The sequence below is a fragment of the Actinomadura alba genome, assembly GCF_014323705.1.
Taxonomy (GTDB): Bacteria; Actinomycetota; Actinomycetes; order Streptosporangiales; family Streptosporangiaceae; genus Actinomadura_C; species Actinomadura_C alba.
This window is the reverse complement of record NZ_JABVEC010000067.1, coordinates 1-15288: the sequence shown is the minus strand read 5'-3', so window position 1 is coordinate 15288 and position 15288 is coordinate 1. Positions and strand designations below refer to the sequence as shown.

The following is a 15288-nucleotide window of genomic DNA, read 5'->3' as shown; positions in this document are numbered from 1 at the left end:
AAAATCTGGACTCTCGGGAACATTTCGGTCAAACTGGTCGCGCGGGCGGTTGAGGCCGCCTGGCCCACCGCCCGCACCACCATCACCACCCCCACCCCGCCCCTCCCGGCCAAAGCCGAAGCGGCGGCGGGCGGGACGTCACGGCTGGCCCGCCCCGACCACTATCCCCTGGGCACCGACCGCGCAGCGGATCCGATCCGGGTGCTGCACGATGCGCCCCCACGGGCCGAGGGCGGGAACTCGACGGCCCCGCAGAGCTGAAGGAGGCGCTGGCCGACCCGGGGGAGTTCCGCCGCGCGCTCGGGGCGATACATCCTTGTGTCCAATACACGTCGATTCGCTACGCCGACCGTCTGGATGAGATCGGAGCGGTCCGTTTCGTCGGTTGCAAAGGCGATCCCTGCGAATAATGCCGCAGCGGATTCGCTGAACCGCCTGTACAAGAGCGAGCTCATCGACTTCCACGGGTCATGGGAGGGGTGGTTAATGTGACCATCGCCACCATGGAATGGGTGGCGTGGTACAACAGCGAGCGGCTCCACTCGTACTGTGACGGAATTCCTCCGAAAGAGTTCGAGGCATCGTTCTATAAGTCGCGGGAATCCGCTAAGATCGCGACAGGCATCCCAGCGATCTAGCCTCCAAGATCGCTGGGGCGGCCCAGTCCGCTCCATACCGGCAAGGAAGTTCTGGCGATGATGTCTGGGGCAGATTATTGGGTTAGCCTGGAGTTCCGCGTCTGTCGAGAGCTCGCAGGCTTCGAGGACAACAAACTCCGGTTCCTCTGGTGCGACGGCTTCATTCCCGAGGAGGCCGACCTTCAGGCCACGAAGCCCTGCATACGTGGACGCGCGTGGATCGGCCAGGTCAAACGCTCCCCCCAAGAACAGTGGGCCTTCACGCTGTTCGTCGGTCAGGCCAGATCCGAAGATGAGATCGACTGGTCGGCCTTGTTGCCCGGCGACGACATGACCGGTTGGCTCACTCCGGACCTGAGAGCCAAGACCCTCACACTGGATCCGCTATCGGCTTACCTCGGCTGAGACCCGCACCGACCATCTTCGCGGATCTTGAAATCCACGGTTCCTCCCGCCATCCAGGTGGCGTAGAAGATCACTGCGCAGTTGGGCACCCCTATATTCTGCGGGGAGGGCGGCAGCCATTGTGACAAGCCCATGGCGATGACGTAAACCACGATGAGTTTAAGCAGGAGGCGTGGAGTGGTGAAGAAATAGCGGAGTCGGTCGATGGGGGGTTGTGCCTCTCACCTCATGCTTCACCTGGTGTTGTTGGCGGCGCGATACCGGCCCATGCGTGGCATTGTGACTGTCCACGTCATCGAACAATCCGCTATTGCGCTTGCGCGCGGTCGCCCCTGTTTCCACCCTCACCACTGATGACCGGTACGGGTGCGCCCCGAGCTTCCCAGAGCCAGAGGCCCCCGCCGGAGGCATGTACGAACCGCAACCCAGCGCATTGGGAGTGGGGCTGCCGTCCAATGCCGTAAGCACCCCGTAGGGGCAAGCAGGTGATTTGGTCGGCGGCCCTGCGGCGGCGCGGAACCGGTGACGGCGGTCAGAGCTGGCGGTCGGCGCTGTTGCGCGCCGGGCTGCGCGACCGCGCACGCCACCTGGGCGGAGCGGCGCCGTCGGCCGCCCCGCCCAGGTCACGAGCCGCCGAGCACGCCGTCCCGGCCCCGGGCCGGCCCGCCTGACCAAGCCCCGGCTCATGGCGATGGCCACGGGACCTGGCGCCCGTCGAGAGGAGGGGTGCCGAACCGGTCCGGGGCGCCGCTGCTCGTTCAGCCGTCTTCGGACCAGTCGTCCTGTTTCTCACCGGGGCGGTAGATGCCGAAGGTCCACTCGTAACCCTCGATGTCCAGCAACCGGCAGCGGTAATTGCCCCACTCGTTGGCCTCGGGCCCACCTGCCGGTGGATTCGAGCCTGCAACCGCCGGTCGACCTCCGCGTCGTCCTGTGAGTGGCCACGGATCAGGGTGCGCGCATAGTCGGGTGTCTGGAGCAGGCCATGGACCACCTGGACCTGCCAGGTTCGGATTGCACTCGCGTCGATGGACCAGCCGGATCCACCGAACTCCTGGCGGATGTAGTCGGCCAACTTGGTGACGATGGCGTCCAGATGGTTACGGCCCGCTCCGCGCGACAGGTACAGCGTCGCGGCGATCTCGGCGGTGCCGCGCCCGACGCCGGCCGCGGCACTTCCGGTTCACGATCCGATAGCCACATGATCATCGCGTGAAGCCGCACATGAGCGCCCTGAGCATCTGTGGTGCGTCCGGCTGCGGCACGTCGATGAGGCCGCGGTAGACGACCAGGCCGACCAACATGTCCGACAGCAGCCACAGGTCGGCGTCGGCGGACAGCTCGCCCCTGGCGATCGCGCGGTCGTAGATCGCCCAGCTGCGCGTCATCCGGTCGCGCATGGCGGTGCGGATGATCTCGGCGACGGCGGGATCCCTGCCCGCCTCCCCGAAGATCTGCCGGGTCCGTTCCGCGAGCTCGGGCGAGTTCCATGCGGCGAGCGTCTCGGTGACGATCACAAGCAGGTCGCTCTCCAGTGCGCCGGTGTCGGGAACCGGCGGGACCTGGGCGTCCATGGCGAGGGCGAGCGCGTCGAGCAGTATGTCGCGCTTGGTGGCGTAGCGGCGGAAGACGCTGGCCCTGCCCACGCCGGCGGCCGATGCCACCTCGTCCATGGTGAACGAGGGCCCTTTGCTCACGAGCAGCGTCACCGCCGCCTGCTTGATGCGCGCGTCGACTTCGGGATCGGGCTTGCGTCCGCGAGGCTTCATTGTGATACTCCGAGTATCAGAAACTCATAGTCTCAGAATAGGGGCTGACATGAGAGTACTCATCGTTGGCGGTGGTGTCGCGGGACTGGCCGCGGCGCGCGGGCTGACTGCGGCCGGTCACGACGTCGAGGTGTACGAGGCGGCGCCGGAGCTGCGCACCGAGGGCGGCTCGGTCTCGATCTGGCCATCGGCCGTCGGCATCCTTCGCGAGTTCAAGGTCGACCTCGACGGCGCGGGGCGCCGCCTGGGAGCGATGACGAACTGGTCGGTGCGCGGGCGCAGGCTCAGCACGATCGACCTCACCGCCGTCGAGCGCCATTTCGGCGGCCTGCCCGCCCTGCACATCGTCAGGCGCGACTTCGTCGAGCGCCTCGCCAAGGATGTACCGGTCCGTTACGGCCACGCGGTCGCCGCGGTCGACCCCGACCGCGCGGAGATCACCTTCACTGACGGGAGCACCGCGCGCGGCGACCTGCTCGTCGGCGCGGACGGCCGTAAATCGGTCATCAGGCAGGCGCTGTGGGGCGGCAACCCGAGCAGGCTCAACGGCTGGGTCACCTGGCAGGCGTTCACCTCGCTGCCCTCCGAGATCATCGACTCGGGCGACGCCATGATGATCTCCAACGGGCGGTCGCTCGGCAGCGTGGCCCCGGCCGGGCATGGAAGGGCGCTGTGGTGGTTCGACCTGCGTGCCAAGCCGGGTAGCCGGTTCTGGGTCGACACACCCAACCTGATGGACCGGCTGCGCAAGCGGTTCGGTCGCTGGCCAGAGCCGTTCCCGACGCTGCTCGGGCACGCCCAGGGCGCCGAGTTCTACCCGCACTACTGTCACCGCGTGCCGACGACTTGGGGCCGGGGGCCGACCACGCTCATGGGCGACGCGGCCCACACGATGCCGCCGGCGATGGCGATGGGCGCCGGCCAGGCGCTTGAGGACGCCTGGGCGCTGAGCAACTCGCCCGACGACCCGCGCGGCTACGAGCGCGCCAGGTCCAAGACCGTGCGCAGAGTCGCCAGGATGGTGTGCACCGAAATGCCCAGCCGGCAGGGGCCGCTGACCGGTCTCGTCTCCGACGCGTTCTCGACCAGGTCCTACATCAGCTGGCTCCGCTCGACCAGCGACTACCTCCAGCAAGAACGCAGGACGCCATGACAGAGGCGGCGGCACACGGCGAACTTGCGGGCCTTGGTGTCCAGGTTGCGGTATCGACCTCATCGCGCACTACATCAGGCGAGTCCCCTCAAGGCACTCCCCGGGCCTGCTGACGTAGATCAACTCAAGGTCCGTCGGCGTGATCGTCTTGGCGGCGTCATCCGCGAATATGCCCAGGTCGCGTGACATGGATGAAGTTTCGGCACGCACACTACGTCGTGGTGAAGGAACAGGGCGCATGGCGCATCGTTTCGGCGCAGGCCACCCCGATCAGAATCTGAACGCCGACGTCGGATGACCTCGGTGCGCGGACCGGCCGTGTTCGGGGTCGGTCCCGGGTCCGACGTGTCCGGCACCGAGCCATGCTGGCCGGTGGTGTCCGGACCGGGTCAGGTGTGCGTCAGCCGACCATGGCCGCCAGTTCCCGCCCTCGGACTTCTTGGAGCTCGCTGAGGCGGAGTACGACCAGAGCCGCGAGCACCGCCGCGATGACGCCCATGGACGCCACGACCATCACGCCGGTCGCCGTGTTCTGGAGCGTGGCGGCGTCGGACGAGCGATCCTGCATCTGAGCGACGACACGGCCCATGATCAGGTAGAGGACCCACGAGAGCCACCAGCCACGGACCAGCCACGACCGCTTCGACTCTGGCGCATCGACGAATCGCGGGTCGCTCGCAAGCCAGATGTCATCGACCAGCCGCTTCGGCCACCACAGGTTCGCGAACGGCACGACCCAGGAGAAGACCAGCCACGGCCTGCCCCAGCGGTGGGGTCTGTCGCTGATCACTTCCGCGTTGGCCCGTACGCGGAACAGCCAGATGATGAACGGCACGGCGGTGAGCACGGTGGCCCCGATCACCGTGAAGGTGACGGCTTCGTACACGGCGTCGTGCCTGTCCAGGACGGAGGGGCTGACCTCCTCGCCGTTCTCCACTCGCCCGGCGAGCACGTAGCGCCACACGTTGACGCCGATGTAGGTCAACTGGACGGCAGCGGACAGGCACAGTCCCAGCACGGCACCGATCGAGAGCCCACGTACGGGCGCCAGCACCGCTGGACCGGGGCGGCCGTCTCCGTGATACGGGGATGGGTAGGAGTATCCGCCGGACTGCTGCCATGCCATCTTGCTCTCCCGCCATCCGCCTGCGAACCGAAGCAGCGGGCAGTGCACGTGGGCGACGGCCGACCGCGAAATCCAGAAATGTAGGCCCTGATCATCTACTCATGTCCTGAAGGGGGTCAAACCATTTCCCGCCGTCACGAAATCCAACTTTGCCGGTACAGGCACTCATCCATGCTCGGTAGGACCAGCCGTGGTCCAACACCGGCGACGATATGTCTCGTCCAGCTGCTCGACCACGGCCCGAAGCTCGTGGGCAGCATGTGCCGGTAGCATGACCAGGGCTTCTTCTAGCTGGTCCCGGGCCCAGGAAATGCATTGCTCACGGCAGCAAGTGCAAGTGAATTCCGCTTCCCATGGTCGCCAACGACGAGGGCTTGCGTGGACGTGCGCCGACCATAGGCTCACGGCAACAGATACCAAGCCGGGTACCAGTCGCTGTCGTTCCAACTGTCGGATGGCGGCATTGGCCGGACCCGACAGCCCGGGAACATCGCGGTAGCGAATCCAGGGGCTGTCCCAAACCCAGGGGCTGTGCAAGGGGTGCCGGCGGGGCCGAAGCGATGCGGGCGTCCTACGAGGCACGTCCCCTTCGAGGCACGTTCATGGCGACATCTTCCCACAGGGAAGATCGCTCGTTAACACGCCGCCGTTCAAGCGGTAGGGCGGAGCGCTGCCAGTACGGGCCCGCAGCGTAGACGAAGGAAGAAAGCACTGGTCAGCAGCCGTAATCGAGTATCCATACCCCACACGTCCATCGTGCACAGTTTGATCGGAATGCGGCTGACACCCTTCAGGCGATGGTCTGGGGAGGGCCGCTGTGGTCCGGGTGCTTGGTGGCGTGAAAGGGAAACCCTTGCGACGCCGGGCGTCGCAAGGGCCACCCTCGCGGTGTCAGCGGCTCGGTGTCAGAGCCGTTCGATCCAGATGTTGCGGAATCGTGGGTTGGCGCCGGGGTCGCCGTGGTCCTGTAGCTTGATCTGGCCCGGGGCCGGGTCTTCCCGTTTGCCCGCGCCGGTCGGGCCGTCGATGGCCACGTTGTTGTGCACCAGCGTTCCGTTCCACCACACGGTCATCCGCGCGTTCTCCACCTTCTTCCCCGAACTGTCCCAGCGCGCCGCGCGGAACTTGATGTCGTACGTCTGCCACGTGCCGGTCGGCCGCGCCGCGTTCACGTCCGGCGCCTTCTTCAGATAGATGGAACCGGCGCCGTTGAGCTCCGGGGGTCGCCCGTAGGACTCCAGCACCTGCAGTTCGTAGCTCTCGTAGATGTACACGCCACTGTTGCCGCGGGCCTGCCCGGTGACCTCCGGCGGGTAGTCCGGCTCATACCACTCGACGTGCATGCGGAAGTCGCCGAACCGTTCCTTCGTGCGGATGTCACCGCCGAACGACTCCATCGACCCGTTCGCCACAGGCCACGTCGCCGGGCCGCCGGACGTCGTCTCCCACGCGTTGAGGTCGGCGCCGTTGAACAGTGCGACCCGCTTCGTCGGCCTCACCGTGATCTTGTCCAGGTTCACGTGTCCGGTGTCGGTCGGCTCGTAGACGTAGGAGATGGTGTTCGCGCCAGGGCGCAGCTTCACCGTCTCCACCTGGGTCGCCCACTTGTCCCAGCTGCCGGTGGCGGCGAGCCAGATCTGCTTCTCCTTCTTGCCGTTGACGTACAGGCTCATCGACTTCGATACCGGGTTGGGGCTCGGGTTCGGGCCGTTCGAGTACCGCAGTGCGATGTCGTGGCGGCCACCCCGGTCGGTGCGGACGGCGAACGTGGTGCTGCTGCCCGGTGCCCAGTTGCGGTCGACGAAACCGGCGCCCGAGTAGCCGGTGTGGTTGGTGTTCCACCCGGCCCCGCCGGCCAACTTGGCGGACTCCGCCTCGTACTCGGGCGGCGCCACCGTGCCGTCGGGCAGCCGGTTGAGCGTGTACCACGCCTCGGTGCTCCACAGCTCCTCACCGGACGCCGAGTCGAACGGGCGCGGCGAGTGCACGTACACCACGCGGCCCGGCTTCAGGTCCGCGATCTTCAGCGTCACCTTCTTGCGGTCCTTCGACAGCGTCGCCGAGGTGACGTCGAGGGTCTCCTCGTCGACCTTCGGGCCGCCGTACTGGGGCGTCGGCACGTACCGCCACTGTGCGGCCTTGTACTTGGCGGCGAGGTCCTGCGCGGTCTCGTCGGACAGCGGCTGCGTGTACTCGAGTTCGAAGCCGCCACTGATGGCCCGCATCTTGTGGATGTCGAACGCGTCGGCGCCGTTGAGACTGAGCTTCTGCAGGCCGTACTTGAGCTTGCCGGCCTGGCCCCAGTTGCCCGCCCAGCCGATGCCACCAGTGTAGATCGCGCCGTCCGGGCCGAGGCTGATCCGGCTCACCCCGGACTCGAGCCCCTGAGTCATGCGGAACACGGCGCCCTGGTACTCGCCGGCGACCTTCTCCAGGTATGCGCGTTGCAGGCCGCCGTAGGTCACGTCGCCGAACACCATCTGGCCCTTGAACACGCCGTTGGGCAGCACGATCGGGTTGCTCGGCGAGTTGGAGATCTCGTTGTGCGGCAACCAGAGCACGGGTTCGGTCACCGGCTGGCTGTCGTACGGGCCACTCGGGTTGGTGTAGTGGTTGTAGAAGGCGCCCTGCTTGATCCGCAACAGCTTCGACGCCGGCAGGTACATGCCCTGGTTGTCGGTGACGAAGATGTCGTCCTCCGGCCCCCAGCCGAGGCCGTTGGGCGTGCGCAGCCCACCGGCCACATAGGACACTTCACCCGTGCGCTTGTTGACCTTGAGGGTGCTGCCGCGGTTGGGTACGGGCTGCGGGTCGGCGGTCGCGCCACCGGGGACCATCGCGATGCCCGTGGAGATGTAGAAGTACCCGTCCCTGTACAGCAGGCCGAACGCGAACTCGTGGTAGTTGCCGCCGAACGGCCAGGTCGCGATCTTGCGGTACTCGTCGGCGACCTCGTCACCGGTCTTGTCGATGAGCGCGGTCAGCTGGTGCTTCTCGGACACGTAGATGGTGCCGTCGACGTACTTGAGCCCCATCGGTTCCCGCAGGTCGTGGGCGATCCGCTTCATGGTCACCTTGGTCGGGTCGGTGTTGCCGGTGACGCCGTCGAGCAGATACACCGAGCCGATCACGGTCTCCCGGTCACCGCCCCAGGTGGCGATGGCCAGCCGGCCGTCCGGCAGCCAGTCCATGCCGGTGACCTGCGGCTCGAAGCCGTCCGGGCGTAGGTTCGTCAGCGTGTAGTCCGGGTGTACACCGGTCAGCGGCAGACCGTCGCCAGGGGCGTCGGTGACGCCCTCGCACTGCTTGCGGCCGGGCGAGGTGACCCGCACGACGTCGGCGTCGGTGCTCAGCACCGAGTTCGGTACGAGGGTATAACCGGCCGCGCCCGGCGGCCGCCACTCGAGCTTCAGCCGTTGGTCGAAGTCGGCGTCGAAGTGGTCGATGCGCAGCGCGTGGTAGCCCGCGGTCAGTTCGATCGCGCCGTCCTTCGGGGTGGCGCCGTGGCGGCCGGGGTGGTTGATCACCTGGGTGCCGTCGAGCAAGAACCGTGCGCCGTCGTCGCTGGTGAGCCGGAAGTCGTAGGTCCCGGCGGTGGATATGTTCAGGTAACCGCTTACCTCGGTGACGAACCGGTCCGTGAACCCGAAGTGCGCGGTGGTCGACCAGTCGATCGTCGGCATCAGCTTGTCGATGTTGGGTGTCTGGCCTGGTTTGAGCGTGCAGTAGTCGTTCAGGGGCACCTGCACGTCGAACACGCGCAGCGTCACGCCTGGTTCCTGGGCCGGAATGTCGGCTTGGGCGGACGCGTGGACGGGGACCGGCGTCGACACGAGCGGCAGGAGCAACGCGGCGGCTGCGGCGGCCACGCCAAGCCACCGTCGCCTGCGTGCCGGCCGGCTGGTGATCGGGGGGGTGCTGTGATCCATCTTCCCTCACAGTGACTGGGGGACCTCGAACGGAAGTGTGATCAGGATCAACGAGTCGGGTAAGCGCTTTCCCAGGAAAGTGCTTTCGAGGTAAACAGAAGATGGGGCGACGGTCAAGGGGTCCCTCAAAGGGCAGGCTCCGTTTACCCGGGCCTTGATCCGACGTTCGCTCAGATCCTCGCCGACCCCGCGGTCCGTGCGGCGATCCTCGTGGGTGGGGCCGAGAAGGGAGATGGCGTCCGGCTCGCCTGCCGCGGCTGCTCCCGCTGCTCCGGCGGGAGCAGCGGGAGCGCGCACCGGGGGAGAACTGTTGTCCTCTACGGCTCCCATGGGGGTAAACCGATGTTCGGTCGTATGCGCGACTCACGTCGTTCGCCGTGCAGGTGTACGGCTTGGCATGTCTCGGCCCGGTGATGCCGGGGCGGAGAGACGGCGTCAGTGCGACATGCCGGAGTGACCGGGCATGGGGTGGCCCGGCGGCATGTTCCCGTCCGCGTCGGTCACATGGAACACCCCGGCCATCCCCATGTCGGAATGGCTCTGGACGTGACAGTGGTACATCCAATGCCCGGGCCCGACGCGCTCGCCGGCGATCACCTGGAAGCCGAACGACTCCGCCGGTCCGGTGATCTTGGTGTCGATGATCCGGCTCGGGTCCTGTGGGCCTTCCAGCAGACCGGTGCGGTTGTCGGCCCAGCGGTGTCCGTGGATGTGGAACGTGTGGAAGAAGTCCCCGTGGGTGATCACGATGAACTCCACACGCTCGCCGATCTTCGCGACGAAATCGGGTGCCTCATGGGCCTTGCGGTTGTTGATATTCATGTCGTTGAAGACGACGGTGAACTGCTTGTCCGGCAGCACATCGCCCTTCCGGCGGACCACCAGCGGCCCGTAGAGCCCCCTTCGGATCCCGCCCGTGCCGTGGTCGGTCCCCACGACGTGGTCGTGGTAGTGCCAATAGCCGGCGCTGCCGGGCTCGATGGAGCCGCCGGGACGGCGGCCCGGGGCGTGGGTGCGCCAGGTGTAGGTGCGCCGTTCGCCCGGCTCCACCACGCTGTTGGTCATCCTCGTGCCGTCGTTGGCGTTGTCGTAGTCCACTCCGTGCACATGCAGGCTGGCGGTGACGTCCAGATTGTTGACCATCTCGATTTCGAGGGTCTCGCCCTCGACCATCTCGATGAGCGGACCGGGGATCGTGGCCTTGCCGGGCTCCAGGCCGTAGCCCAGCTGGCCGTCCGGCAGCTTCTCTGCATACAGGGTGATGCGGCGGGTGCCGCCGTCGGGCTTGTTGGCGGTCTTCTCGGACGGCGGCGCGGCGGCCTGAGCCGACGCGATGAACGGAGTGAACGCGGCGGTTGTCGCGGCCGTGGTGAAGGCGCGCCGGGACAACGCGCGTCGCGGTACGCCTCTGCCTACCTCGGTCATGGTTCCCCAATCGGTGACGGCGCCCCACCCGAGTGAGGCGAGCTGCAGCTGTCCGTGAAGCCGGCGGCAAGTCGGCCTGAACGACGTGGGTCGGGATCTCGAATCCGGATGGCAGAAGTAGTGCATACAGGGCTAAAGCGGGCTCACGGTAGCAGTCCAGTAGGGACTTTCTCTAGATGCCTAACAAAGTTCTACTTTTTGAGGCGATAGTTCTTGACACCTGATCGAAAGCGGCGCAAGATCCGCCCAGACCTATTGCACTGAGGTGACCGCAGGCACCATCAATGCCTTCGGCTTAACGAGTCCGACCCCCCCACCCCCGACTCCGCTGCCCCGCCCCCCTGAGTCCGCCGCCTGCCCGACATGAGCTGCGGGCAGCTGCACGCGCAACCGTCCGCAAGTCTGCGAAAGGCGTCGCGGTGTTTCGAAGAATCCCGCCCAGGCCGACAGCCGCCTCACCCGGCCTGACCACATCCGGACAGCCACTCCCGGTGGGGCCCTCATCCTCAGCGGGCCATACCACGCCGCCGGAGACGTCTGCCGTGGTGAGCGGAAACGACATCGCGCCGGGCGAGTACCTCGGCAGCGCCACGGCGATCGAGTTCACCGTCGTCGGCAGCACGCACCGGTCGCACTGTCGCAGCAGCGCTGCCGGCCCAGGGAGCGATCGACCAGCGCGAGGAGGAGGCCACCGACAAGGTCGGCGCCACCCCCGACATCGGCAAGCGCGGTGACCACCGCAACTGGCTGACAACTCTTCCGCAAGGTGCCGTTGTGGCCCTCGAACGAAGGAGCGACGATGGGTCGAAGAGACCTTTTCCCGCGAAGAGACCTAATCCCGCGACCCCGAACGCCCAGCTGGCGCCGTGCGATGACCATGGTGTCGAGCGTCGCGCTGGTGCTGGGACTGGCGGTGTCGCCTGGCGCGCAGGCGAATGCCAAACCCGGCGACCCGGCGTCGACCGACGACGCCGCGGTCAAGGTGATGGTCTTCCACGGACCGGCCGACAAGCAGGACGACCCGGTCAAGCGCGCCGCGGCGGCGATCGAGGAACTGGGCAAGGAGAACGGCTTCTCCGTTGACGAGTTCGAAGATCCGGGCGTCTTCACCGCCGACAACCTGACGAACTACCGCGGGGTTGTGTTCCTGTCGGCCAAAGGTGTGACGCTCAACGCCAACCAGGAGGCCGCGTTCCAGGCGTACATCAGGGATGGCGGCGGCTTCGTCGGCGTCCATGACGCCGCCCGCGCCCAGGCCGACTCGTCGTGGTTCACCGAGCTGATCGGCACCCGGCCCGCCGGCAGTCTCCCGCCCCCCGAGAAGGTGGTGGAGATCAAGGCGAGCGCGGACAACCCGCCGAACGAGACCAAGGAAAAGCTGGTAGACGGGCAGAACAACACCAAGTGGTTGACCTTCGCGCGGACCGGGTGGGTCGAGACGAAGCTGGAGAAGCCGGTCGCGGTGGGTCACTACGCGTTGACGTCGGCCAACGACTTCACCGGGCGTGATCCGAAGGACTGGACGCTGCAGGGCTCGCAGGACGGGCAGAGCTGGAAAGACCTGGACAAGCGGACCGGGGAAACCTTCGCTCAGCGGTTCCTGACCAAGGAATACAAGTTCGACAACAGCACGGCGTACCAGTACTACCGGCTGGACATCACCGCGAACAGCGGTGAGCCCCTGATCCAGCTGGCGGAGCTGCGGCTGTTCGGACCCACCACCGGGCCTCCTGCGGAGGACAGGGTCCAAGAGGCCACCGTGGACCTCACCGACCGCCAGCACCCGGCGAACAAGGGGCTGTCGCTCAACTGGAAGCGGTCCGACCAGTGGATGAACTGGAGCCCCAACCCGCTTGGCAAGGTCCAGACGATCGCACAGGTCCAGGAGCGGACCTACAACGCGGGCCTGGCCGGCAATGGCCCGTTCCACCCGATCTCGTGGTGCCGCGACTACGACGGTGGCCGGTCGTTCTACACCGGCATGGGCCGCACCGAGGCCAGCTACACCACGGACAAGCAATTCAAGAGTCACCTGGCCGGCGGCATCAGATGGGCGACCGGCCTGGTCCGCGGTGACTGCCAGGCGACCATCGGGTCGAACTACAAGATCGAGCGGCTGACCGCGCAGAACCAGTCGGGTCAACTCGACCAGATCGGCGAGCCGCACGGCCTGACCATCGCCCCTGACGGCAAGGTCTTCTACATCGGCAAGGCGGCGTGCCCGTCCGGGCCGATCGCCGACTGGAACAACCCCAAGGTCGGCCTCGGCTGCGGCACCATCCACCAGTGGGACCCGAAGACCAAGCAGCCCAAGCTCCTCACCACCCTCGAGGTGATGGGCAACCGCGGCAGCGGTGACGAGCTGGTCAAGAACGAGGAAGGCCTCGTCGGCATCACGCTCGACCCCAAGTTCGCGCAGAACGGATGGGTCTACGCCTACTGGATGCCGCACGAGTCGATCGACAGGGACAAGCGAATCGGCAAGCGGACGGTCTCGCGGTTCACCTACGACGCCGCGAAGCAGTCGATCGACCAGGGCACCCGTAAGGATCTGCTGAAGTGGGACACCCAGATCCACAGCTGCTGCCACTCGGGTGGCGGCATGACCTTCGACAAGCAGGGCAACCTCTACATCGGCTCCGGTGACAGCAACTCCTCCGGCGGCTCGAGCGGCTACTCCGGGAACAACTGGACCCAGGACTACAAGGGCATCTCGTTCCAGGACGCCCGCCGCACCTCCGGCAACACCAACGACCTCAACGGAAAGATCATCCGGATCCACCCGGAGCCGGATGGCACGTACACGGTTCCCAAGGGCAACCTGTTCACCGGCAACGAAGAGGGCGGCGGCAAGACCCGCCCGGAGATCTACGTGATGGGCGTCCGCAACATCTCGCGGCTCGCCTGGGACAACAAGAACGACTGGCTGACGGCCGCATGGGTCGGTCCGGACGCCGGCGCCCCGAGCGAGACGTGGGGTCCGGCGAAGTACGAGAACGCGACGATCATCACCTCTGCGGGCAACCAGGGCTGGCCGTACTGCATGGGCAACAAGCAGCCCTACCGTGACCGCAGCAACGTCGACGCCACTCAGCCCGCCGGCTGGTACGACTGCGACAACCTGAAGAACACCTCGCCGCGCAATACCGGTCTCGTCGACATCCCGCCGGCGCGCCACAACATGATCTGGTACTCGCCGCAGGGCGGTGGCCCGGTCTACCCGAAGCGGACCGATGGCAGCGGTCTGCCGACCTACAAGCTGGGTGACGAGACCTTCACCGAGCCCTATGTCACCGGCGGCTGCCAGGCCGTCATGAACGGACCGACCTACCACCGTTCCGAGGTCGACACGGGCAGCGGCGTGGCGTGGCCGGCCCACTGGGACAACAAGTGGTTCCTCGGTGATGAGTGCGCCCCCAACCGCGTCGCCATGACCGTGGACAAAAAGGACGTCCCGAACGGCCAGCCCGCCTTCGCCGAGGACCTGCGCAGCATCATCCAGTCCGGCGGCGGCACCACCCAGCTCCAGTCCTGGATGGACGCCAAGTTCGGTCCGGACGGCGCGCTCTACATGCTCGACTACGCCAGCGGCTTCTTCAGCCTCCACTCGAACCAGAAGCTGATCCGCATCACCTACAACGGTGGTCCGGCGACGCCGAACCCGAGCGAAGCCGCGGTGCGGGCCGTCCAGGAGAGCACGCCGAAGACGATGGCGTTCTCTGCCGCGAAGGCCGGCGGTGTGTCGTGGAAGTGGGACTTCGGTGACGGCAGCCAGCCGTCGACCGAGGCCAACCCGACGCACACCTACGCGAACTTCGGGACCTACCACGCGACGCTCACCGTGAAGTACGCCGATGGTGAGGTGGCCACCGGGAAGATCGACGTCAAGGTCGGTTGCTCGGCGCCCGACGCCCGAAAGACGGTTCGGCTGCTGGACACCGACACCGGTGTGGCCAACCGTCAGGTCGGCGGCGGCTGCACGATCAACGACCTGATCGACGACGAGCGCTCCTGGCCGAACCACGGTCAGTTCGTGAGCCACCTCAACGACCTGGTGAACCAGTTCCGCAAGGACGGCGTCATCGACAACAAGGAGGCGTCGACGCTCAAGACGGCGGGAGCCAATTCCGAGATCGGCAAGACCAACGGGTATGAGTCCATCTTCGACGGGACGCCGTGGTCCCTCCAGGGCTGGTCCCAGGCTCCGTCCGGAAAGTTCGATCTGCAGAAGGACGGCACGATCCGCAGCTCCGGCGGTCTGGGAATGCTGTGGTACTCCAAGAAGGCGTACGCCGACTTCTCCGTGAGACTGCAGTTCCGTGACAGTTCGGCCGGTGAAACCCGCGCGAACAGCGGAGTCTTCGTGCGGTTCCCCGACCCGAGGACGCCGCTGGACCAGCGGCCGACCGGAAGCTGCGGGACCGTCGGATCGGCCCGTACGTCCCCAGCGTGGGTCGCGATCTACTGCGGCCACGAGGTCCAGATCTACGACGGCGACACGGGCGAGCCGCAGAAGACGGGCTCGATCTACAACTTCAAGTCGCAAGGCCTGGACAAGGCCGGGGCAACCCCGAAGGGCCAGTGGAACGACTACGAGGTCCGGGTGGTCGGACAGCACTACACGATCATCCGCAACGGTGTGGTGATCAACGAGTTCGACAACACGCCGGGCAAGCAGTCGTCTCGCGCTGGCGACCCGCCCACGGACCTGCGCCAGTTCATCAGCGGGTTCATCGGGTTGCAGAACCACGGCAACGCCGACCTGATCGACCTCCGCAACATCCGGGTGCGGGAGCTCTAGGTCGGTAGTCGGTCGGTGCCGGCGCGGGGGCGAGCAGCCCCC

8 protein-coding genes and 2 pseudogenes are annotated in these 15288 nt (G+C 66.7%); 5 read left to right on the top strand and 5 right to left on the bottom strand.

Annotated features, from left to right (window positions below):
• The 3 genes and pseudogenes from HKK74_RS38295 to HKK74_RS41770 all read left to right on the top strand — a co-directional run.
• A pseudogene (locus HKK74_RS38295) lies at positions 1–261 on the top strand (hypothetical protein); the annotation flags it as partial.
• A gap of 434 nt (positions 262–695) precedes the next feature.
• Positions 696–1043 carry a hypothetical protein gene (locus HKK74_RS38290; RefSeq protein ID WP_187248338.1) on the top strand — a complete coding sequence of 116 codons (348 nt, stop codon included), beginning with the start codon at positions 696–698 and terminating at the stop codon, positions 1041–1043.
• Between the two features lie 485 nt (positions 1044–1528).
• Positions 1529–1714, top strand: a complete 186-nt coding sequence (locus tag HKK74_RS41770) for a hypothetical protein (RefSeq protein ID WP_187248337.1) — start codon at positions 1529–1531, stop codon at positions 1712–1714.
• Positions 1715–1935: 221 nt separating this feature from the next.
• On the opposite strand, the pseudogene HKK74_RS41765 reads toward HKK74_RS41770, so the two are convergent.
• Together HKK74_RS41765 and HKK74_RS38280 are read right to left on the bottom strand one after the other, a co-directional pair.
• A pseudogene (locus HKK74_RS41765) lies at positions 1936–2118 on the bottom strand (Scr1 family TA system antitoxin-like transcriptional regulator); the annotation flags it as partial.
• 130 nt (positions 2119–2248) lie between these two features.
• Positions 2249–2812, bottom strand: a complete 564-nt coding sequence (locus HKK74_RS38280) for a TetR/AcrR family transcriptional regulator (RefSeq protein ID WP_187248336.1) — start codon at positions 2810–2812, stop codon at positions 2249–2251.
• Between the two features lie 49 nt (positions 2813–2861).
• On the opposite strand from HKK74_RS38280, the gene HKK74_RS38275 reads away from it, so the two are divergent.
• Entirely contained in the window at positions 2862–3965 is a 1104-nt protein-coding gene (locus HKK74_RS38275; RefSeq protein ID WP_187248335.1) for an FAD-dependent oxidoreductase, read from the top strand.
• Between the two features lie 400 nt (positions 3966–4365).
• Here the strand turns inward: HKK74_RS38275 and HKK74_RS38270 are convergent, their stop codons facing one another.
• The 3 genes from HKK74_RS38270 to HKK74_RS38260 form a co-directional block, all read right to left on the bottom strand.
• On the bottom strand, positions 4366–5091 hold the full coding sequence (locus tag HKK74_RS38270; RefSeq protein ID WP_187248334.1) for a DUF4328 domain-containing protein: 726 nt from the start codon (positions 5089–5091) through the stop codon (positions 4366–4368).
• Between the two features lie 905 nt (positions 5092–5996).
• Positions 5997–8960 carry a 3-keto-alpha-glucoside-1,2-lyase-like domain-containing protein gene (locus tag HKK74_RS38265; RefSeq protein ID WP_222723251.1) on the bottom strand — a complete coding sequence of 988 codons (2964 nt, stop codon included), beginning with the start codon at positions 8958–8960 and terminating at the stop codon, positions 5997–5999.
• A 495-nt stretch (positions 8961–9455) separates the two neighbouring features.
• Complete coding sequence (locus HKK74_RS38260; RefSeq protein WP_187248332.1) at positions 9456–10445, bottom strand: multicopper oxidase domain-containing protein; 990 nt, start codon at positions 10443–10445, stop codon at positions 9456–9458.
• 871 nt (positions 10446–11316) lie between these two features.
• Here HKK74_RS38260 and HKK74_RS38255 point away from each other — a divergent pair.
• A complete protein-coding gene (locus HKK74_RS38255) occupies positions 11317–15246 on the top strand; it encodes a ThuA domain-containing protein (protein WP_187248331.1) in 3930 nt (1309 codons plus the stop codon).
• Positions 15247–15288: the final 42 nt, after the last annotated feature.